Below are 20,995 nucleotides of genomic sequence, written 5' to 3'. Positions count from 1 at the left end.
AAAAACCCAATCATTATATAAAATGGAGTTTTAGATGAAAATTTCTGGCAAGTTATTGTCCGCGGCTTTGGCTTCCGTACTGGTGTTCTCTCTTGCTGGCTGTGGCGATAAAGAAGAATCAAAGACCTTTAACGCAAACCTGGCGGGGACAGAAATTTCAATTACTTACACCTATAAAGGTGACAAAATCATTAAGCAGACGTCTGAAAGTAAAATCAGCTATGCCACTGTAGGCGCTAAAACGAAAGAAGATGCCGCCAAAATTCTCGATCCGCTGAGCGCGAAATATAAAAATATCGCCGGAGTGGAAGAAAAATTAACCTATGAAGATACCTATGCCCAGGAAAACGTCTCTGTGGATATGGAAAAAGTGGACTTTAAAGCGTTACAGCAAATCTCAGGGACGATGGTGTCCGGCGATACCAGCAAAGGTATCAGCATGAAACAAACCCAGACGCTGCTGGAAGCTGCTGGTTTTAAAGAAGCGAAATAACTGGCAGGCATAATGTATTGCATCGACTGGTAAAGTCGCTCAGGGCGCTGCTTCGGCAGCGTCTTTTCTTTATGAATTCCGAAAAAAGACAGCCTCGCTGTAAGTCCCCTCGCCAAAGCCTATAATCCCTGAATTCCTGGCCACACCAATACTTAACGACAAGGAATTGTTATGCAGGTTCTACGTCTTATGGCACTGCCACTATTCGCGCTCTCTCTATCGGTTAGCATAACTGGCTGCGATCAGAAAAACGATACTCTCCAGGGAAAGCAAAATAACATGACAGCGTTTATCAAGAAGATAGCCGCTAGCAAAGAGTCAGAGGAAACACAACGCTATGTAGGTAATCTCAACGGTATTGAAATCAAGTTAACCTATTACTACAAAGGGGATATCGTTTTACGTCAAATATCTGAACATAAACTACTTTATAAGACCCTGAAAGCCAATAATAAAGAAGAAGCACAAAAAATGCTGAGTCAAGTCGGCGAAGCTTATCAGGGTATGCCGGGTTTGACTGAACGAATCGACTATTATGATAGCTATGCTACGGAATATGTGGATATTGATTTTACCCAGGCAAAAATAAGCGACCTCTGTAAATTGCCAGGATCATCAATTGACAACTGTTCCGCGTACTATCTGTCAATGATTCGCTCGCAGAAACTGTTGGAAGAGAGCGGGTATCATAGAATCAATTAGTATAATAATGCGTTTTCCCGGTCAGACAGGACGCTGCCGGGAACAATACCGCAGAATTACTTCGCCGCGTGTTCACGGGCCGCCAGACCGCGCAGAAAATAACGCATAAACTGATCGCCGCATTCGCGGAAGTTCTTATGGTCCGGCGCGCGCATCATCGCGGTGATCTCTGGCATTGAGACACGAAACAACTGACCGGTAAGTATCGCCAGGATATCATCTGTTTTTAGCGAAAAGGCAATACGCAGCTTTTTCAGCACAATATTGTTGTTGATACGACGTTCCGCCGTCAATGCAGGCGCCGCCTCATCTTTGCCGCGTTTTTCATAAATGAGGCCATTGAGAAATGAGGACAACACGATATCCGGGCAACGCTGAAACCCCTCTTCCTCTTCTTTGCGCAACCAGATTGCTATCTGCTCCGGCGTAGCATCAACGTTACCCAGCGCCAGGATACGCGCCAGATCGGTATTATTAGCTTTTAAAATGTAGCGCACGCTACGCAGAATATCGTTACTCAGCATGAGGCCTTCGGTCGTTTCTATGGCAAAACGATATTCTAACAGTCTTTTACAGGCCAATCGCCTCTTTTAAACTTTTCAGATAGCGACGGCTTACCGGCACCGTCAGGCCGTTGCGTAAAATCAGCTCTGCCTGCCCATTATCCTCCAGCCGAATTTCCTGCAAATGGGCCATATTCACCAGAAACTGACGATGACAACGCAGTAGCGGCGTCCGGCTTTCCAGCGTGCGCAGCGTCAGCTCGGTAAACCCCTCTTTCCCTTCACTGCTGGTCACATAAACGCCGCTCATACGGCTACTGACAAAGGCGACATCATCCATTTGCAACAAATAGATCCGGCTGTGTCCGGTACAGGGAATGAATTTAAGCGCCTGCTGGTTTTCCGGCAACAACGAAACATCCTGTTTACTGCGCTCCTGACGCAGACGATGTAACGTTTTTTCCAGCCGTTTCTCCTCTATCGGCTTGAGCAGATAATCAAAAGCGTGTTCTTCAAAGGCTTTGATGGCGTATTCGTCAAACGCGGTTAAAAAAACGATATACGGGCGGTGTTCCGGATCAAGCATTCCTACTATCTCCAGTCCACTGATACGCGGCATCTGAATATCCAGAAACAGCACATCAGGTCGCAACTTATGTACCGCGCCAATCGCTTCTACCGCGTTCGCGCACTCTCCCACAATCTCAATGTCATCCTGCCCCTGGAGCAAAATCCGCAGATTTTCCCGCGCTAACGGCTCATCATCCACAATCAGCACTTTAATCATGCGTCCTCCTCCAGTGGAAGTCGTAATGTAATTCGGGTAAAACAGTCCGGCTCGCAGGCCACGCTAATACCATAATCATCGCCAAAGTGTTCGCGCAGACGTTTATCCACCAGACTCATCCCCAGCCCGCTACTGCCGGCGGAAGGCTGATACAGTCCCGCATTATCTTCAATATCTAACATCAAATGCTGCCCTTCGCGCCGGGCGCGAATAGCGACGTTGCCGGTATCAAGCAGTTGCGACGTGCCATGTTTAATGGCGTTCTCAACAATCGGCTGTAATGTAAACGCAGGCAATTTCTGACGTGAAAGCGTCGATGGAACATCAAGCTGTACCTGCAGACGCGACTGAAAACGCGCTTTTTCAATTTGCAGGTAAGCGTTCACGTGTTCAATTTCATCCGCCAGCGTGACGATTTCCGACGGGCGTTTTAAATTTTTGCGAAAAAAGGTCGACAAGTACTGCACCAGTTGGCTGGCCTGTTCGCTGTCGCGGCGAATCACCGCTTTAATGGTATTGAGCGCATTAAACAGAAAATGCGGATTCACCTGCGCGTGCAACAGCTTGATCTCTGACTGCGTCAGCAACGCCTTCTGCCGTTCATACTGCCCGGCCAGGATCTGCGCGGATAAAAGCTGCGCAATACCCTCCCCCAGAGTACGGTTAATTGAGCTGAACAGTCGGTTTTTCGCTTCGTACAATTTAATGGTGCCCATGACTCGCTGATTTTCGCCACGCAGCGGGATCACCAGCGTCGAGCCGAGTTTACACTGCGGGTGTAGCGAACAGCGATACGGCACTTCGTTGCCATCGGCATAAACCACCTCTCCGGTTTCAATTGCTTTCAGCGTATAACCTGATGAAATGGGTTTGCCCGGTAGATGGTGATCGTCGCCAATACCAGTAAAAGCCAGCAGTTTTTCGCGATCGGTGATGGCGACGGCGCCAATATCCAGCTCCTGATATAACACCTGCGCCACCTTCATACTGTTCACTTCGTTAAATCCCTGACGCAGAATCCCCTCCGTTGACGCGGCGACCTTCAGCGCGGTAACAGAAAATGCCGAAGTATATTTTTCGAACATGGCGCGCTTATCGAGCAAAATACGCATAAACAGCGCGGCGCCAACGGTATTCGTCACCATCATCGGCGCGGCAATATTACTGACCAGATGCAGGGCATCGTCAAACGGCCTGGCTATCAGTAAAATGATCAGCATCTGCACCAGTTCGGCAACACACGTAATTGCTCCCGCCGTCAGCGGGCTAAACACTTTGTCCGGGCGTCCGCGACGTATGAGAACGCTGTGTACCAACCCGCCCAGCAGCCCTTCGACGATGGTGGAAATCATACAGCTCAGCGCCGTCATGCCGCCCATAGAATACCGATGTAACCCACCGGTCAGACCGACCAGCCCGCCGACGACCGGCCCGCCGAGTAGGCCGCCCATCACCGCGCCAATCGCGCGGGTATTGGCAATCGAATCTTCGATATGTAGCCCAAAATAAGTGCCCATAATGCAGAAGATAGAAAACGTGACATAACACAGAAGCTTGTGCGGCAGACGAACCGTGACCTGCATAAGCGGGATGAACAGGCGCGTTTTACTCATTAGCCACGCAATGACCAGAAACACGCACATCTGCTGAAGCAGCAGCAACACCAGATTAAACTCGTACATACCCGCAAACCACACTTCAATTAAAAGCGCGTAACATACATTGAGTACGATTAACTTTCTTTGAACTGTTGCATAAAAATATGAATTCGTGAATACGATCACTTAAACGCCGCGCCGCAACCCGCTACTTCGCGTTTTAATGCATAAAAAACAGGCAAAACTTCCTGGTTCCTAAAAGAGCGTCTAAAGTTAAACCGGGACCTCGCGAGCAAGGGTGAAACGATGGCGCTTTACACAATTGGTGAAGTGGCTTTGCTTTGTGATATCAATCCTGTCACGTTGCGCGCGTGGCAGAGACGTTATGGACTTTTAAAACCACAGCGAACGGATGGCGGTCATCGTCTGTTTAACGATGCCGATATCGACAGAATCCGCGAAATCAAGCGCTGGATAGATAACGGCGTCCAGGTCAGCAAAGTCAAAGTGCTGCTCAGTAGCGACAGTAGCGAACAACCTAACGGCTGGCGCGAACAGCAGGAGATCCTGCTGCACTACCTGCAAAGCAGTAATCTGCACAGTTTACGGTTATGGGTCAAAGAACGCGGTCAGGATTATCCTGCCCAAACATTGACCACTAACCTGTTCGTCCCACTGCGGCGACGATTACAGTGCCAACAACCCGCCCTTCAGGCGCTGCTCGGCATTCTTGACGGTATCCTGATCAACTATATTGCGCTCTGCCTGGCGTCTGCGCGTAAGAAACAGGGAAAAGATGCGTTGGTGATCGGCTGGAATATCCATGATACCACCCGCCTGTGGCTGGAAGGTTGGGTCGCCAGCCAACAGGGATGGCGAATCGACGTGTTGGCGCATTCGCTTAGCCAGTTCCGCCCGGAACTTTTTGACGGCAAGACGTTACTGGTATGGTGCGGAGAACACCAGACGCTGGCGCAGCAGCAGCAACTCCTGGCATGGCGCGCCCAGGGACACGACATTCATCCCCTTGGCGTTTAAACAGCAGCTAACAAATTCGCTTTAATGTATACTCCTTTTATTAACATAAGGAGTACATAATGCGCGTAGCGAAAATCGGGGTGATCGCCCTTTTCCTGCTGATGGCTATTGGCGGTATCGGCGGCGTGATGCTGGCAGGTTACAGTTTTATTTTGCGTGCCGGGTAAGCGCGCGCGTCAGCCTTTCAAACAGGCGATCGATAATGATCGCCGCCAGCGCCACCAGCAGCGCCCCCTGGATAACATAGGCCGTATTAAAGCCGCTAAGCCCGATAATGATCGGCGTGCCTAACGTACTGGCCCCCACCGTTGAAGCGATGGTCGCCGTACCAATATTGATAATCACCGAGGTTCGGATGCCCGCCAGAATCACCGGCGCGGCCAGCGGCAGCTCAACCTGATACAACTGTTGGCGACGGCTCATTCCCATACCGCTGGCAACGCTCATCACGCTGGCAGGCACCGCGCCCAGCCCGGCCAGGGTCGCCTGCAGGATGGGCAACACCCCATACAGGATCAAGGCGATAATGGCCGGTTGCTGACCAAAACCCATGACGGGTACCGCGATCGCCAGTACCGCGACCGGCGGAAAGGTCTGCCCGACGGCGGCGATAGTCTCCACTAGGGGACGAAACTCTTTCCCACTTTCTCGCGTGACCGCAATCCCTGCGCCGACGCCCACCACGACGGCAAACAAACTTGAGATGCCCACCAACCAGAAATGGGCGAGCGCGAGGGCGGCAAAACTCTCCTGTTGGTAGACCGGGCGCGGTAAATCGGGAAACAGCGCGGCGAAGAACGGCTGGCTATAAGGCAATCCAAACAGCAGAAGCAAGAACAGAACAATAAGCCAGAGAAGCGGATCACACAGTCGTTTCACGGGGGGACGTCTCCGAAAGCAGATCGCGGAAATGGAGCGTACCGCAGGGCTCGCCCTGCTGATTCGCCACCGGCAGGACGTCGCACCGACGGGCGACAAACATCGATAGCGCATCGCGTAGCGTCATCTCTTCCACCAGCGCGTCGCCGCTGAGCTGTTCATGCCGACGTACATAATCGCCTACGCTACGTAACGAAAGCAGCCTTACGCCCAGCTCGCTGCGGCCAAAAAATGCCTGCACGAAATCATTTTCCGGCGAGGTCAGCATAGAAAGTGGCGATCCCTGTTGGATAACGTGGCCCCCGTCCATCAGCACCAGATGGTCGGCGAGGCGTAGCGCCTCGTCGATGTCGTGCGTCACCAGTACGATGGTGCGCCCCAGTAGCTGATGAATGCGGGTCATCTCCTGCTGCAATGCGCCGCGCGTTACCGGATCAAGCGCGCCGAAAGGCTCGTCCATCAGCAATACCTGCGGATCGGCAGCCAGCGCCCGCGCAACGCCGACCCGCTGCTGTTGCCCGCCGGAAAGCTGATGCGGATAGCGATCGCGCAGCGCGCTTTCCAGACCCAATAATGCCATCAGTTCATCAATACGATCGTTAATCCGCGCACGCGACCACTTTTGTAGTTGCGGTACGGTGGCGATATTTTGCGCCACCGTCCAGTGGGGAAAAAGGCCGATAGACTGAATGGCATAGCCCATGCGACGGCGCAGTTCAAGCACCGGCAGGCTGCGGATCTCTTCACCGGCAAAACGGATCGTTCCGCTATCATGCTCTACCAGCCGGTTAATCATCTTCAGAGTGGTCGATTTTCCCGAACCGGAGGTGCCAATTAACACCGAAAAGCTGCCTTCGCTAAAGTGCAAATTGAGGTCGCTAACAGCCTGTTGATCGCCGAAGGTTTTACTGACATGGTTAAATTCAATCATCGGTTGCTCCCTTCAAAAACGCGATCCATAAATCAAACAGCGCGTCGATCACTACCGCCAGCGCAATCACCGGAATGACGCCCAACAGGACTAAATCAATGGCGCTGCTCAATAGCCCCTGAAACACCAGCGCGCCGAAACCTCCCGCGCCAATCAGCGCGGCGGCGACGGCCATTCCCACTGTCTGGACCATTACTACCCGCAGGCTACGTAAAAAGACCGGCAGCGCCAGCGGCAGTTGCACATGCCTGAAGCGCTGGCCGCTACTCATTCCCATTGCTCTTGCGCTCTCCAGCACATCGCGTGGCACCTGATTGAGCCCGGCGACCACGCCGCGCACCAGCGGCAATAACGCATAGAGCACCAGCGCTATCAGCGCAGGCGTCATGCCGGTTCCCGCGACGCCGAATTCGGCAAGCCACGGAAACTGTTTCACCAGCCCGGCCAACGGCGCGATCAGCAGGCCAAACAGCGCGACGGAAGGAATAGTCTGGATCACATTCAGTACGGTAAACACCGGCCCCTGGCGTGAGGCGGAAAAATAACACCAGACGCCCAACGGTAGTCCGATCGCCAGCGCCGGCAGCACCGTGCCCGCCAGTAACATTAAATGTTGCACCAGCGCGGCATCGAAAACATCCTGGCGGTTGGTATACTCTTTCAGAAGCGAGAGGTTGTCGAACGTGCCTGAAAACAGCAGCGCCAGCGGGACAATGACAATTTGCGCGTGCAGCAACCAGCGCCACAGCGGCCCAACGGTAATACGGCGGATCGCATCGCTACAGGCCAGCAGCATCAGACCGAGGCCCAGCCACAATCCACTTCCCAGACTGGTACGCGCCAGCGGACTGCCCTCCTGCGCCAACTGGGTCGCCGCCCTGCCGACTCCCCACAGCATGACAATAAAAAGCGTCTGCGCCATCATCAGCGTCAGTACGCTACCGCGTTTACCGGGCACAAAGCACAGCGTAAACAGCGCGCATCCCGCGCCAGTCAGCATCCAGATGGTCGCCGGCCAGATCTCCCATAACTGGCGCCCCTCGCCGCTCACCAGACGATTCGGGGCGTAATTAATGAAAGGCAGCGCGACAGCAAGCAGGGCCAGAACAACCAACAGCAACAGCACACGATTAACCGTAATTTTTTTGGCAGCGTCACTCACAGATTACTTCACCCACCCTTTTTGTCGGAGGTAATCTGCGGCGACTTTTTTCGCATCCAGCCCTTCTACGGCGATTCTGGCGTTCAACTGTTGCAGCGTTTTCTCATCAAGGCTGGCGAAAACGGGCTGCAGCCAATCGGCTATCTGCGGATAGGCCTGTAACACCGATTCACGCACTACCGGCGCGGGGGCATAGATAGGCTGGACGCCTTTCGGGTCGCTCAGGGTTTGCAGACCCAGCGCGGCGACCGGGCCGTCGGTGCCATACGCCATCGCGGCGTTAACACCGGATGTTTGTTGCGCGGCGGCTTTGATCGTGACCGCCGTATCGCCGCCCGCCAGCGACAAGAGCTGGTTCTGATTCAAGGTAAAATCATAGGCTTTTTCAAATGCCGGCAGCGCATCCGACCGTTCGATAAATTCCGCAGACGCCGCCAGTTTAAAAGTGCCGCCCTCTTTCAGATAACGGCTGAGATCGGCAAGCGAGGAGAGTTTATTTTTTTCCGCGATGTCCTGACGTATCGCGATGGTCCAGGTGTTGTTGGCCGGCGCAGGCGTCAACCAGACCAGCTTATTCTGCTCCGCATCCAGTTTTTTGACTTTCTCAAAGCCTTGCTTTGCATTTTTCCATGCCGGATCGTTTTCATCTTTAAAAAAGAACGCCCCGTTACCGGTGTATTCCGGATAGATATCCAGCTCTCCGGCGGTAATCGCGCCACGAACGACTGGCGTCGTCCCGAGCTGAATTTTATTGACCGTTTTAACGCCGTGGCTTTCCAGTACCTGCAAAATCATGTTGCCGAGCAGTGCGCCTTCGGTATCAATCTTTGACCCGACCGTCACGGGCGATGCCGCCTGTAGAGGTAAACTCACCGTCGCCAGCAACGCCAGCGAACTTACCCATAGCTTTGAGATCGTCATGATGCTTTCCTCATCCTTTTACGGCCTTTTTCAGAAACTTGAGAAAAAAGCATAGTTGAAAAGTCTGCGTTTAACCTGGGATTTTCCGGCAGTTTAAGTGACGTGGCAGGCAATAAAAGGGGGGGACAGAAAAAGTCATTGCCAGACAGGGCGCTGCTATCGCGCCCTGTTGACGGCAGGCTTACAGTAGCTCGAACGATCCTTGTTTAACGCGAGCGGAATCCACGCCGATAAAGACGTTGAACTTGCCGGGTTCCGCGTCATATTTCATCTGCTGATTCCAGAACTTCAACGCCTCGATATCAATCGGGAAACTCACGGTTTTACGTTCGCCGGGCTTGAGGGTGATTTTTTCAAAGCCTTTTAATTGCTTCACCGGGCGGCTCATCGACGCCGTGACATCCTGTAAGTACATCTGGATGACCGTTTCCCCTTCGCGTTTACCGGTATTCGTGACCTCTACGCTGGCCGTGACTTTGCCGTCGCGTTGCATTGTCGGTGAGGAGAGCGTGACGTCAGACACCGTAAATGTGGTGTAGCTCAGACCGTAACCAAACGGATAGAGCGGGCCATTCGCTTCGTCAAAATAGCGTGAGGTGTATTTGTTTGGCTTTTCAGGATTATACGGGCGTCCCGTATTGAGATGGCTATAATAGACCGGAATTTGTCCCACCGAACGCGGGAAGGAGATCGGCAGTTTGCCTGACGGGTTGTAATCGCCAAACAGCACATCGGCAATGGCGTTGCCGCCTTCCGTCCCGGCAAACCAGGTCTCCAGAATCGCATCGGCTTGTTGATCTTCTTTTACCAGCGCCAGCGGTCTGCCGTTCATTAATACCAGTACCAGCGGCTTACCGGTGGCTTTCAGAGCGGTGATTAAGTCGCGCTGACTCTGCGGAATGGTGATATTGGTACGACTGGAGGCTTCATGCGCCATCCCCTGCGACTCGCCTACCACTGCGACCACTACATCGGCCTGTTTCGCCGCCTGCACCGCCTCATCAATCATCGCCTGCGGTGAGCGCGGATCGATTTTCACCGCCTCTTCATACAGGTTTAAGAAATCGACGATATCTTTATCGTTAGTGATATTCGCCCCTTTGGCATAGAGGATCTTCGCCCCGTCACCGACGGCATTTTGAATACCCGCCAGCACCGTCACTGACTGATTCGCGACCCCAGCAGCAGACCAGCTTCCCATTACATCACGTTGACTGTCGGCCAGCGGCCCAACAACGGCAATGGTGCCCGATTTTTTCAGCGGCAGCGTTTCCAGCCGGTTTTTCAGCAGAACCACACTTTCCCGCGCCACTTCCCGTGCCTCTTTACGATGCAGGCGGCTTTCGGCATTGGTGTCCACCGGGTCGCTCTCTTTCGGTCCCAGATGGCTATAGGGGTCGTTAAACAATCCCATGTCATATTTTACGTTGAGCACATGGCGCGTCGCGTCGTCCAGTTCCGCCATCGTCACTTTGCCCGACTTAATCAGACCCGGCAGATATTTGCTGTAATACTCATCCGCCATGCTCATATCCACCCCTGCCTTTAGCGCCACGCGCACCGCATCTTCCGGGTCGGCCGCGGTACCGTGTTTAATCAGTTCTTTAATAGCGCCGTGGTCGGAAACGGTAATTCCCTTAAAGCCCCACTCATCGCGCAGGACATCTTTCAATAGCCAGGAATCTGACGTCGCAGGCGTGCCGTTCAGCGAGTTCAGCGCCACCATCACCGCGCCGCTCCCCGCATCCAGCCCCGCTTTGTACGGCGGCATGTAGTCATTAAACAGACGCTGGGAACTCATATCCACGGTGTTGTATTCTTTACCGCCTTCAACGGCGCCATAGGCGGCAAAATGTTTCACGCTGGTCATCACCGAATAGCGGTCCGCCGGGCTTTTGCCCTGCATCGCTTTCACCATGGTTTCGCCCATGATGGAGGTTAAATATGTATCTTCGCCAAAGCCTTCGGAGGCGCGTCCCCAACGCGGATCGCGGGAGACATCCACCATCGGCGCCCAAGTCATATTCAGACCGTCGTCCGCCGCTTCATACGCCGATACGCGTCCTACGGTTCTTACCGCATCCAGATTAAAAGAAGAAGCCAGACCGAGGCTTATCGGGAAGACGGTTCGCTGGCCGTGTACCACGTCATAAGCAAAAAAGAGAGGAATTTTCAGGCGGCTCAATGCCATCACCTGATCCTGCATTTGACGGATATCCTGGCGGGTGACGGTATTGAAAATCGCCCCTACCTGCCCGTCTTTGATCATCTCGCGAATCGCTTCTTTCGGGTTATCAGGGCCGACGCTAATCAGACGTAACTGACCAATTTTTTCATCGACAGTCATTTTCTTGAGTAAATCCGTGACGAACGCGTCGCGCGCTTCGGGCGTCAGCGGGTGATTGCCAAACAGGTTTTCCGCCAATGCTGGCTGCATCGCCAGACTCACAGCAACACCTACTGAACATAACCATTTCATGTTGAGTCTCTCTTTATCTTTATCCCGACGAGGCGGTAAAAACAGAATAAAAACCGCAGTTTGCCATAAGCCTAAACGCGAGAGGAGAAGAAAGCGAAGGTTATTCTCCTAATTTTCCGCACAGTCGAATACGCAACCGCCAGCAAATGGTATCAAGGCGGCAAATGAATACCACCAACACAGAAACAATTTGAATGAGAAAGCGTATTGTCATACAAAGCGCTATGCTTAACGCTGATATTTTGTCCCACCACAAGGAGTGGAGAATGTCTTCCATAACAATGACTGATAATAAAACGTTCCTGAATGAGCTGGCCCGCCTGGTAGGCCATTCTCACCTGCTGACAGACCCCGCCAAAACCGCCCGCTATCGCAAGGGTTTCCGTTCCGGTCAGGGCGACGCGCTGGCCGTTGTTTTCCCGGGTTCATTACTGGAACTGTGGCGTGTGCTCAACGCCTGCGTTAACGCTGACAAAATTATTCTGATGCAGGCCGCCAACACCGGTCTGACGGAAGGCTCCACGCCGAACGGCAACGACTACGATCGCGATATTGTGATTATCAGCACCCAGCGGCTGGATAAGCTGCACTTACTGGATAACGGCCAACAGGTTCTGGCCTGGCCCGGTACGACGCTCTATGCGCTGGAAAAAGCGCTTAAACCGCTGGGCCGTGAACCGCACTCGGTGATTGGTTCGTCGTGTATCGGCGCGTCGGTCATCGGCGGCATCTGTAATAACTCCGGCGGCTCGCTGGTGCAGCGCGGCCCGGCCTATACCGAGATGTCGCTCTTTGCCCGTATTGACGAGCAAGGCAAACTGCAACTGGTCAATCATCTGGGTATCGATCTTGGGCATACGCCGGAGCAGATCCTGAGCAAGCTGGATGATGAACGGATTAAAGATGAGGATGTGCGTCACGATGGTCGTCATGCGCACGATCACGACTACGTGACGCGGGTACGAGATATCAACGCCGATACGCCCGCCCGCTATAACGCCGACCCGGACCGTTTGTTTGAATCTTCCGGCTGCGCCGGAAAACTGGCGGTTTTTGCCGTTCGCCTTGATACCTTTGCAGCGGAAAAAAATCAGCAGGTTTTTTATATCGGCACCAATCAGCCCGCGGTACTGACTGAAATCCGTCGGCATATTCTGGCGAACTTCGACAATCTGCCAGTGGCGGGAGAATATATGCATCGCGATATCTACGATATTGCGGAGCAGTACGGTAAAGATACCTTTCTGATGATCGATAAACTCGGCACCGACAAGATGCCATTCTTTTTCACGCTAAAAGGCCGAACCGATGCGATGCTGGAAAAAGTAAAATTTTTCCGACCGCATTTCACCGACCGCGCGATGCAGAAATTCGGCCATCTGTTTCCCAGCCATCTGCCGCCGCGAATGAAAAACTGGCGCGATAAATATGAGCATCATCTGCTGTTAAAAATGGCGGGAGACGGCGTCGCAGAAGCGCAACGCTGGCTGAATGAATTTTTTAAATCCGCTGAGGGCGGTTTCTTCACCTGTACGCCGGAAGAAGGCAGCAAAGCCTTCCTGCACCGCTTCGCCGCTGCTGGCGCAGCGATTCGTTATCAGGCCGTACACGCTGATGAAGTGGAAGATATTCTGGCGCTGGATATCGCCCTGCGCCGCAACGATACCGACTGGTTCGAGCATCTGCCGCCGGAAATCGACAGCCAACTGGTACATAAACTCTATTACGGTCACTTTATGTGCCACGTTTTTCATCAGGACTATATCGTGAAGAAAGGCGTCGACGTCCATGCGCTGAAAGCGCAAATGCTGGAGCTGTTGCAGGCGCGCGGGGCACAATACCCGGCGGAGCACAACGTTGGACATCTGTATAAAGCGCCGGAAACGCTGACGCGTTTTTATCGGCAAAATGACCCAACCAACAGTATGAACCCCGGTATCGGCAAAACGAGTAAGCGGAAATTCTGGCAGGAAAATACGCCCGACGAAACGCATTAACACGGTGTGGTTTACCGTGAATGCCCGGCGGCGCGATGCCTGCCGGGCCTGCGGCGACTTAATCGTTCTGTGCGGTTTGCGCTCCGGCGCTGGCGCTGGCTGCCGCCATTTGCGCGGCTTTTTGCTTTTTATAGCTCAGCGCGGCAGCCGGAACGGGCATGACTTTACCGGTTTCAATCCATGTACGCAGGCGACTGGCGTCCGCAAAGTGGGTATATTTGCCGAACGCGTCCATGACCACCAGCGCGACCGGTTTGTTATTGATCACGGTACGCATCACCAGGCAATGCCCCGCCGCATTGGTAAAGCCGGTTTTCGTTAACTGGATATTCCAGTTATCACGGTAGACCAAATGGTTGGTATTGCGAAACGGCAGCGTATACGCCGGATGCGAGAATGTCGCCATATCTTCGCGCGTGGTGCTTAGCTGGCCAATCAGCGGGTATTGCTTCGTGGCAATCAGCAATTTTGTTAAATCCCGCGCGGTCGAGACGTTATGAATCGACAGCCCCGTCGGCTCAACAAAGCGGGTATGCGTCATGCCCAGCGCTTTCGCCTTCGCATTCATCGCTTTAATAAATGCGTTATAACCGCCGGGATAATAGTGCGCCAGGCTTGCCGCCGCACGGTTTTCGGATGACATCAACGCCAGCAGCAACATATTTTTGCGGCTAATTTCGCTGTTCAGGCGCACGCGGGAGTAAACCCCTTTCATTTCCGGCGTCTGGCTGATATCGACCTTCAGTATTTCATCCAGCGGCAATCGCGCGTCGAGCACGACCATCGCTGTCATTAATTTGGTTATCGAGGCAATCGGACGCACCAGATCCGGGTGGTTCGAATAGATCACTTTATTGGTGTTGAGATCAACAATCATTGCGCTACCGGAGGCAATCTCAGGTTGAGACGCCGCGGTTGTCGCTGCCGTTTTCGCCACAGCCTGCGGGGCAAAAGGAACGGCCAACATCAGAGCAAGGCTCAGGAATGAAGCTCAGAATTTCAGCATGATGAGATTTCTGATAATGATTCACGCGCGTCGTAACGCACACCGCCTGAGCTAAGATTATACTCAAGCTAGCAGTGGCATCATAGCGGCACGCCAGCGTTGCCGCTACAGAAGAATCGTCAGCAAATGCTGCATTGCTGGCTTTTGCGCCAGCCCTTTTTCGCATCAGAACAGGCGGTAGCCATATCCCCACAGGATCACGGTGATCGCCAGCAGCACCTCCAGGACCAGTACGCCGATAGCGAGCGTCGAACTGGAGAAGCTTAATCCCTCCTCTCTATTAATGTTAAGGAAAGTCGGAATACCCAAATACAGCAAATAGCCGGTGTAAAAAAGCGCGACAGCGCCGACCAAAGCGCATAGCCATACCAGGGGATAGAGCGCCACCAGACCACTTAAAAACAGCGGCGTCGCGACATAGCCGGCAAAAACCATACAGCGCGCAAGCGATGGCCGTTGCGGATAGTTTCGCGCCATCCACCAGATGACGCGTCCCATCACCGCGACGCCCGCCAGCATCACGCCGTAGAACAAGACCGCCAGCGCAAAAGCGGTAAACAGCGAGAGTTGTAACACGTTGCCGTCGCCAAAATTCCAGCCGATTTGCGTCGTGCCGATAAAGGCGCAGACGACGGGAATCGCCGCCATCAGCAAAACATGGTGCGTATAGTGATGCGAAACGGTTTCGTTTTCGCTTTTGATCACCTGCATTTCCCGATCGGGATGGGAAAAAAGCCCCCATACATGGTTCATACTGCCCCCTTCTGCTGCCTCAGATGCCAGTATGTTCAAGTATAATTCAGTTTCTGGTTATTTTATGAGCAATGGCAAAATAGTCTCCGGCAAAACGTCGGCTTTGCCGCGCACGCCTCTTGCCAGGGTGTATGCTTAATGCCGGAGGTGGTTTACGCATGGATATCAACACGCTTATTACGCATTATGGCTATGCGGCGCTGGTTATCGGCAGTATGGCCGAAGGTGAAACCGTTACCCTGTTGGGGGGCGTCGCGGCGCATCAGGGATTACTCAAGTTTCCGCTGGTGGCGGCGGCCGTCGCGCTGGGAGGGATGATGGGCGATCAGCTACTTTACCTGTTAGGACGATGCTATGGCGGGAAGATCCTGCGTCGTTTCCCGCGTTATCATACGAAGATTCGTCGCGCGCAGAAAATGATCCAACGCCATCCGTATCTGTTTGTGATCGGCACGCGTTTTATGTATGGCTTCCGGGTGGTTGGCCCGCTGCTGATTGGCGCCAGCCGCCTGCCGCCTAAAATTTTTCTGCCGCTGAATATTGTAGGCGCGCTGATCTGGGCGCTGCTGTTTACCACGCTGGGATATCTTGGCGGCGAGGTGATCGCGCCATGGCTGCACGACCTCGATCAGCATCTCAGGCACGGAGTCTGGCTGATTCTGGCCATCGTCCTGGTGGTGGGCGTGCGCTGGTGGCTGAAAAGACGCGGCAAAGCGGAGGCCCGTTAAACCCGATGGTATCCGGATGGCATAACGCCGCCATCCGGCCCCGGCGTTTATTTTGCGTTGAATTGCGGATTCACCAGCATAAATCCGCCGTCGACAATCAGCGACTGACCGGTGGTATAGCTTGCGCCTTCCGAACACAGCCAGGCGACGAGGCTGGCTATTTCATGCGTAGAACCCGGTCGGGCGATAGGGATCGAGGGTTCCGATCCCGGCTCAATGTCGCTGTCATCCATATCATTCATCGGCGTGGCGATAGCGCCTGGCGCGACGGCGTTGACCAAAATATGATGCTCAATCAGTTCCAGCGCCATGGATTTAGTCAATCCCCCCAACGCATGTTTCGCCGCGGTATAGGCGCTGGCTTGCGGAAGCGGCGTATGCTCATGGACGGAGGTGATGTTGATAATGCGCCCTCCCTCTCCTTGTTTAATCATATGCCGGGCGGCGATCTGCGCGCAGAGAAACGCGCCATCGACATCCACGGTAAAAATTTGCCGCCACTGCGTAAACGGCATATCAATAAACGCGGATTTGGTCATCGCCCCGGCATTATTGACCAGCACGTCAACGCGCCCCAGGCGCTGGATAAGATGTTCAATGGCCTGCGCGCCCTCGGGTAACTGGCTCAGGTCAAGATGAATGGTCTCTGCCCGCACACCAAACTGCGCCGCTTTTTTCGCCGTCTCCTGCGCGCCGCGTTCATCGGAATGCCAGGTGATACCAATATCAAAACCGTTTTGTGCTAATAACAACGCACACGCTTTGCCAATTCCCGAATCTGATGCCGTTACAATTGCGACTTTGGTCATATTCCTCTCCGGATGAATCATACACAGCCTAAGTATAGGAACCCTGTCTGAATCATCTGGAAAAATCAGGAATGATAACCGCCGCCCAGCGCGCTGGTAAGCTGAATAGAGGCATCCAGCCACTGGCCCTGCAACAGCAAGCCGTTACACTGCTCGCGCAGTGCCGGGATTTTGGCCTCGCTCACGCGGGAACCCGCAATAATGCCGGCATTAAAGCGCGCTTGCGCCAGACCGACCACACGCTGCGCGTCATGCTCAATCTGCTGCTGATGCTGATTTTTCTGCGCCAGCGTCTCTACCTGACTGGCGGCGCGCGCCACATCATTAACCGCATCTACCACCGCTTTGTTGTAGTTGGCGATAGAAAGGTTGCTTTGCGCTTTGGCGATATCGAGGTTGGCATTCAGCCTGCCGCTGTCGAAAATCGGCAGCGTCAGCCCGCCGGTAATGCCATATTGCTGTGCGGAATGGCGGAACAGATCGCTCAGATGTAACGCATCCTGCTGTAAAAAAGCCATCAGATTGATATCGGGATAAAACGCGGCCTTCGCGGCGTCAATGCTGCTCAACGAGGATTCAATGTACCAGTGCGCGGCCTGTAGATCCGCCCGGCGCGCCAGCAACGAATACCCCAGTTGCGACGGTAACTGGCTTTCAACGGCGGGGAGACTCACCTGACGCAGCTTGAGCGCCGCCGATTGCGTATTGGTTAACGCGCTGAGCCGCGCTTCAATAACCTTCATTTTACCGTTAACGTCATTCAACTGCTGCTGGGTTTTGCTGGCGTCGATATCGGTCTCGACCCCTTCAACAGAAGAAGTAATACCGTGTTGATACAGCTCCCGGTTTACCGCCACCACGTTTTGCTGCTCATGCTCGATTTGCATCAGCACATTTTTCAGCGCCGCCTGCGTCTGCCACTCCCAGTAGAGTCGCGCCACGCCGCTTGCCAGCAATTGTCGGGTCTGCTCCTGCTCCGCTTCGCGCGCTTTGACCGCCCCGATCCGCGCGGTAACTTCAGCGCGGTTTTTCCCCCATAAATCCAGATCCCAGCCCGCCGTCAGGCCGAATGTACCGTTGGTATACCACGGCCCGGTCGTTCCCGCCGCGGGGTCGGTAATCGCGAATGGCCCCATCAGCCCTTCCGCGGACATTCGCTGGCGCTCAATGTCGGCAGAAAAGTCGAGCTGCGGGCCGTCCTGCGCCTCAACCGCTTTCGCCTGCGCTTCCGCCAGTTGAATACGCTGTTCAGCCACCTGCATATCCGGCGAATGCTGTATGGCATTATCAATCAGCGCGTCAAGCTGCGCATCGTGATACGCCTTCCACCACTGGCTATCCGGCCAACCGTTTTTCAATGCCGCCGGCAGGCTGGAATCAACATGAGAAGAGGGCGTCTGCTGGGTCAGCGACTGGCGGGTATCGTGCATAGGGGCGCAGCCCGCCAGCAAAATAAAAAGCGGTAAGCTCGCTGTCGCGGCAAGGAAAGAATTACGATTCATGGAGGTGTTCTGATAAAAAAAGGTGCGCAGAGAGTACGTCTTACGGCGAACTATTTTTTAGTTACGCGTGGCAATACATCATCAGACAACAAAAGACATATTTTGAAATTTATATGATTAGCAAATAATTTCATCTGATACATTTTTTGATGTAATACTTCAATGAAAAGTCCCACTAACCCGTTCATAAATGAACGATTTTGCTGCAATACGCGCCAGCAGCCTTCATGAGTTAAACGTCGCCGCGCCCAACAAAGCAGCAGATGGCTTAATACTTTCCTATACTTTGTTTGTATTTACCAATAAAGGGACAAACAATGAAAATTCTTCTATGGGCAATCTTAATTATTTTTCTGATTGGGCTGTTGGTGGTAACGGGCGTGTTTAAGATGATTTTCTGATTCCTGCGCCGGGCAGCGATAGTATCTGCCCGGCACACGTTCTGGACGCTGTAGAGATTAGATTTTAATAGCCTGAATCACCCGCGCAATCTCGGACGAACGGTTTAACGCCCGAATCGACTGAAAGAGTTCTGTCGCCTCAATATATTCCTTACGTAAATATCCCAACCACTGTTTAATACGCGCGACATGGTATAAACCGGTATCGCCCTGCTTTTCCAGTCGGGTATATTTTTGTAATAACGTTACCACTTCCGGCCACGGCATACGCGGTTCGTTATACTTCACCACCCGGCTCAGGTTAGGAATATTTAACGCCCCGCGGCCAATCATCACCGCATCGCAGCCGCTGGTCGCCATACATGCCTGCGCGCTCTGCCAGTCCCAGATTTCGCCATTAGCGATAACCGGAATAGTCAGACGCTGGCGTATTTCGCCGATCGCCTGCCAGTCGATATGCTCGGCGCGGTAGCCCTGCGCTTTGGTACGGCCATGCACCACCAGTTCACTGGCGCCGGCCTGCTGCACCGCATCGGCGATTTCAAATTTTCTATCGCCGCTATCCCAGCCGAGACGCACTTTTACCGTCACCGGCAGATGCGACGGTACCGCGGCCCGCATCGCTTTCGCGCCCTGATAGATGAGTTCGGGATCTGTGAGCAATGTCGCGCCGCCGCCGCTGCCGTTCACCACTTTTGACGGACAGCCGCAGTTCAGGTCCACGCCATACGATCCCAACGCCGTCGCCCGCGCGGCGTTTTCCGCCAGCCACTGCGGATGCTGGCCCAGAAGCTGAATACGCACCGGCGTGCCGGACGGCGTGCGGCTGGCGTGAAGCAACTCCGGGCAGATGCGATGAAACACTTTTACCGGCAGCAGCTGATCCACCACGCGCACAAATTCGGTGATGCAGAGATCGTAATCATTCACTTCGGTCAGCAGCTCGCGCACTAACGCGTCGAGCACGCCTTCCATCGGCGCCAGTAAAACACGCATATCGGTATCCACAGCAAAAAAAGAGGCGCTATCATAACGCCTCTCTGCGATGAGCAAAACTTTTTGCCGGGTGGCGGCGCAAACGCCACGCTACGTCACGTAAGGCGCTCAACGCGGCTCAAGACAGTTATCTTCTTTCCAGCCGTACAGCCATTCGATACCGCGATAAAACGCCTCCTGCGATTTCCCTTTCCACAGCAGATTACGCACCTGACGCTCCACCCCGGCGGCGTGATAGAGACGCCCCATCTCGCGGGTAGACCAGACGATACGCGCCGTGCGGGGAATACGCACCGACTCATACAGCGCAAATGCCTGCTGCGCGTCGCCGTCGCAGCGTTCCAGCGCTTTGCCTAGCGTGACGGCGTCTTCCAGCGCCATACAGGCGCCCTGGGCCATATATTGCGCCACCGGATGCGCGGCGTCGCCCACCAGAGTGATACGCTCGGTTCCCCATTTTGCGACCGGCTCGCGATCGGCGGTCGACCAGCGGCGCCAGGAGGTCGGCTTATCCAGCATCTGACGCGGGCGGGGATGAATACCGGCAAAATAAGAGAGCACCTCTTCTTTACTGCCGTCTTTCACGCCCCACTCTTCTTGCTGGCGGCTGTGGAATGTCACCACCAGATTGTACTGTTGGCCTCCGCGCAGCGGATAATGGACCAGGTGACAATGCGGGCCTGCCCACAGCACCGGTGCGTTAATACGTAAATCGTCCGGCATATCGTCGCAATCAATCACCGCCCGATAGACTACATGCCCCGTTACGCGCGGCGCGTCGCCGAGTAAACTTTGCCGCACGACCGATTTAACGCCGTCGCAGCCCACGAGAATATCCGCCGTCCAGCTATTTCCCTGCTCATCAAACACCGTAACGTCATCCGGCGTCTGGCGGATATCGACAATATGGGTCGAGGTACGATACTCCACGCCAGGGTGCGTCAGCACCGCTTCCCATACCGTTGCATGAATATCTACCCGGTGAATTACCGCATACGGCCCGCCAAAATGGTCGCGGAACGCCTGCCCGGTTTCAATGCGTACCACTTCTTCGGCATTCACGGCATCCATCATGGTAATGTGATCGGTAAACACCGCACGCTGGCGGGCAACATCGCCCACACCGAGACTATCCAGCGCCGAAAAAGCGTTCGGCCCAAGCTGAATACCCGCGCCAATCTCGCCAATTTCGTGCGCTTTTTCCAGCAGCATGACTTTTATTCCCTGGCGCGCCAGCGACAGCGCGGTCGCCGCGCCGCCGATTCCGCCACCTACAATAATTGCGCTTGTCACGTGAGTCATGGTCATTC

General features: G+C 54.0%; 21 protein-coding genes. 7 read left to right on the top strand and 14 right to left on the bottom strand.

Translation table 11 applies throughout. The features are described from left to right. The first annotated feature begins 34 nt into the window (after positions 1-34). Together AAYN39_RS21170 and AAYN39_RS21165 are read left to right on the top strand one after the other, a co-directional pair. Positions 35-493, top strand: coding sequence for a YehR family lipoprotein (locus AAYN39_RS21170; protein WP_000703137.1), 459 nt, complete (start codon positions 35-37; stop codon positions 491-493). Positions 494-664: 171 nt separating this feature from the next. Beyond that, positions 665-1,195, top strand: a complete 531-nt coding sequence (locus AAYN39_RS21165; protein WP_001197951.1) for a YehR family lipoprotein — start codon at positions 665-667, stop codon at positions 1,193-1,195. A 56-nt stretch (positions 1,196-1,251) separates the two neighbouring features. Here AAYN39_RS21165 and AAYN39_RS21160 read toward each other — a convergent pair whose 3' ends face one another. Genes AAYN39_RS21160 through AAYN39_RS21150 form a run of 3 tightly spaced genes read right to left on the bottom strand, consistent with a single transcriptional unit; the run spans position 1,252 to position 4,167 of the window. Then, positions 1,252-1,719: a DUF1456 family protein gene (locus AAYN39_RS21160; protein ID WP_000950413.1), complete on the bottom strand. Its 468-nt coding sequence runs from the start codon at positions 1,717-1,719 to the stop codon at positions 1,252-1,254. Between the two features lie 46 nt (positions 1,720-1,765). Further along, positions 1,766-2,485, bottom strand: coding sequence for a two-component system response regulator BtsR (gene btsR / locus AAYN39_RS21155; RefSeq protein ID WP_000598632.1), 720 nt, complete (start codon positions 2,483-2,485; stop codon positions 1,766-1,768). Continuing rightward, positions 2,482-4,167 (bottom strand): sensor histidine kinase, encoded by a 1,686-nt coding sequence (locus AAYN39_RS21150; protein WP_000272853.1) that lies wholly within the window; start codon positions 4,165-4,167, stop codon positions 2,482-2,484. Before AAYN39_RS21150 ends, btsR begins: the two co-directional genes overlap by 4 nt. Before the next feature lie 222 nt (positions 4,168-4,389). On the opposite strand from AAYN39_RS21150, the gene mlrA reads away from it, so the two are divergent. Next, positions 4,390-5,121 (top strand): HTH-type transcriptional regulator MlrA, encoded by a 732-nt coding sequence (gene mlrA / locus AAYN39_RS21145; RefSeq protein ID WP_001240415.1) that lies wholly within the window; start codon positions 4,390-4,392, stop codon positions 5,119-5,121. A 59-nt stretch (positions 5,122-5,180) separates the two neighbouring features. Beyond that, on the top strand, positions 5,181-5,288 hold the full coding sequence (locus AAYN39_RS21140) for a protein YohO (protein ID WP_001261696.1): 108 nt from the start codon (positions 5,181-5,183) through the stop codon (positions 5,286-5,288). Here AAYN39_RS21140 and AAYN39_RS21135 read toward each other — a convergent pair. The 5 genes from AAYN39_RS21135 to bglX all read right to left on the bottom strand — a co-directional run bounded on the left by AAYN39_RS21135 (position 5,269) and on the right by bglX (position 11,493). Continuing rightward, a complete protein-coding gene (locus AAYN39_RS21135; RefSeq protein ID WP_000824854.1) occupies positions 5,269-6,000 on the bottom strand; it encodes an ABC transporter permease in 732 nt (243 codons plus the stop codon). The genes AAYN39_RS21140 and AAYN39_RS21135 overlap by 20 nt on opposite strands. Continuing rightward, positions 5,984-6,931: an ABC transporter ATP-binding protein gene (locus AAYN39_RS21130; protein ID WP_000569166.1), complete on the bottom strand. Its 948-nt coding sequence runs from the start codon at positions 6,929-6,931 to the stop codon at positions 5,984-5,986. Before AAYN39_RS21130 ends, AAYN39_RS21135 begins: the two co-directional genes overlap by 17 nt. Further along, complete coding sequence (locus tag AAYN39_RS21125; RefSeq protein ID WP_001278102.1) at positions 6,924-8,093, bottom strand: ABC transporter permease; 1,170 nt, start codon at positions 8,091-8,093, stop codon at positions 6,924-6,926. Before AAYN39_RS21125 ends, AAYN39_RS21130 begins: the two co-directional genes overlap by 8 nt. Positions 8,094-8,096: 3 nt before the next feature. Then, positions 8,097-9,014 carry an ABC transporter substrate-binding protein gene (locus tag AAYN39_RS21120; RefSeq protein WP_000155871.1) on the bottom strand — a complete coding sequence of 306 codons (918 nt, stop codon included), beginning with the start codon at positions 9,012-9,014 and terminating at the stop codon, positions 8,097-8,099. 181 nt (positions 9,015-9,195) lie between these two features. After that, positions 9,196-11,493, bottom strand: a complete 2,298-nt coding sequence (gene bglX, locus AAYN39_RS21115) for a beta-glucosidase BglX (RefSeq protein ID WP_000871556.1) — start codon at positions 11,491-11,493, stop codon at positions 9,196-9,198. 266 nt (positions 11,494-11,759) lie between these two features. Here bglX and dld point away from each other — a divergent pair, with 266 nt between their 5' ends. Next, positions 11,760-13,490: a D-lactate dehydrogenase gene (gene dld / locus AAYN39_RS21110; RefSeq protein ID WP_000095234.1), complete on the top strand. Its 1,731-nt coding sequence runs from the start codon at positions 11,760-11,762 to the stop codon at positions 13,488-13,490. 58 nt (positions 13,491-13,548) lie between these two features. On the opposite strand, the gene pbpG is transcribed toward dld, so the two are convergent. Further along, positions 13,549-14,472: a D-alanyl-D-alanine endopeptidase gene (gene pbpG, locus AAYN39_RS21105; protein WP_026005977.1), complete on the bottom strand. Its 924-nt coding sequence runs from the start codon at positions 14,470-14,472 to the stop codon at positions 13,549-13,551. Between the two features lie 189 nt (positions 14,473-14,661). After that, positions 14,662-15,249, bottom strand: coding sequence for a Yip1 family protein (locus AAYN39_RS21100; RefSeq protein WP_001017057.1), 588 nt, complete (start codon positions 15,247-15,249; stop codon positions 14,662-14,664). 158 nt (positions 15,250-15,407) lie between these two features. Between AAYN39_RS21100 and AAYN39_RS21095 the strand changes: the two genes are divergently transcribed. Then, on the top strand, positions 15,408-15,977 hold the full coding sequence (locus tag AAYN39_RS21095; protein ID WP_001523476.1) for a DedA family protein: 570 nt from the start codon (positions 15,408-15,410) through the stop codon (positions 15,975-15,977). Between the two features lie 47 nt (positions 15,978-16,024). Here the strand turns inward: AAYN39_RS21095 and AAYN39_RS21090 are convergent, their stop codons facing one another. Beyond that, positions 16,025-16,786 (bottom strand): SDR family oxidoreductase, encoded by a 762-nt coding sequence (locus AAYN39_RS21090; RefSeq protein ID WP_000169609.1) that lies wholly within the window; start codon positions 16,784-16,786, stop codon positions 16,025-16,027. A 65-nt stretch (positions 16,787-16,851) separates the two neighbouring features. Next, positions 16,852-18,288, bottom strand: a complete 1,437-nt coding sequence (mdtQ, locus tag AAYN39_RS21085) for a multidrug resistance outer membrane protein MdtQ (protein ID WP_001081453.1) — start codon at positions 18,286-18,288, stop codon at positions 16,852-16,854. A gap of 190 nt (positions 18,289-18,478) precedes the next feature. On the opposite strand from mdtQ, the gene AAYN39_RS21080 reads away from it, so the two are divergent. Next, positions 18,479-18,676, top strand: a complete 198-nt coding sequence (locus tag AAYN39_RS21080) for a hypothetical protein (RefSeq protein WP_001521726.1) — start codon at positions 18,479-18,481, stop codon at positions 18,674-18,676. 70 nt (positions 18,677-18,746) lie between these two features. Here the strand turns inward: AAYN39_RS21080 and dusC are convergent, their stop codons facing one another. Together dusC and AAYN39_RS21070 are read right to left on the bottom strand one after the other, a co-directional pair. Next, a complete protein-coding gene (gene dusC / locus AAYN39_RS21075) occupies positions 18,747-19,685 on the bottom strand; it encodes a tRNA dihydrouridine(16) synthase DusC (RefSeq protein ID WP_001802202.1) in 939 nt (312 codons plus the stop codon). Between the two features lie 108 nt (positions 19,686-19,793). Further along, complete coding sequence (locus AAYN39_RS21070) at positions 19,794-20,987, bottom strand: 3-hydroxybenzoate 6-monooxygenase (protein ID WP_000150113.1); 1,194 nt, start codon at positions 20,985-20,987, stop codon at positions 19,794-19,796. Positions 20,988-20,995: the final 8 nt, after the last annotated feature.

Origin of the sequence: Salmonella sp. K21076 (assembly GCF_039650795.1) — a bacterium.
GTDB classification, from domain to species: domain Bacteria; phylum Pseudomonadota; class Gammaproteobacteria; order Enterobacterales; family Enterobacteriaceae; genus Salmonella; species Salmonella enterica.
This window is presented reverse-complemented; position numbering and strand designations above follow the sequence as displayed.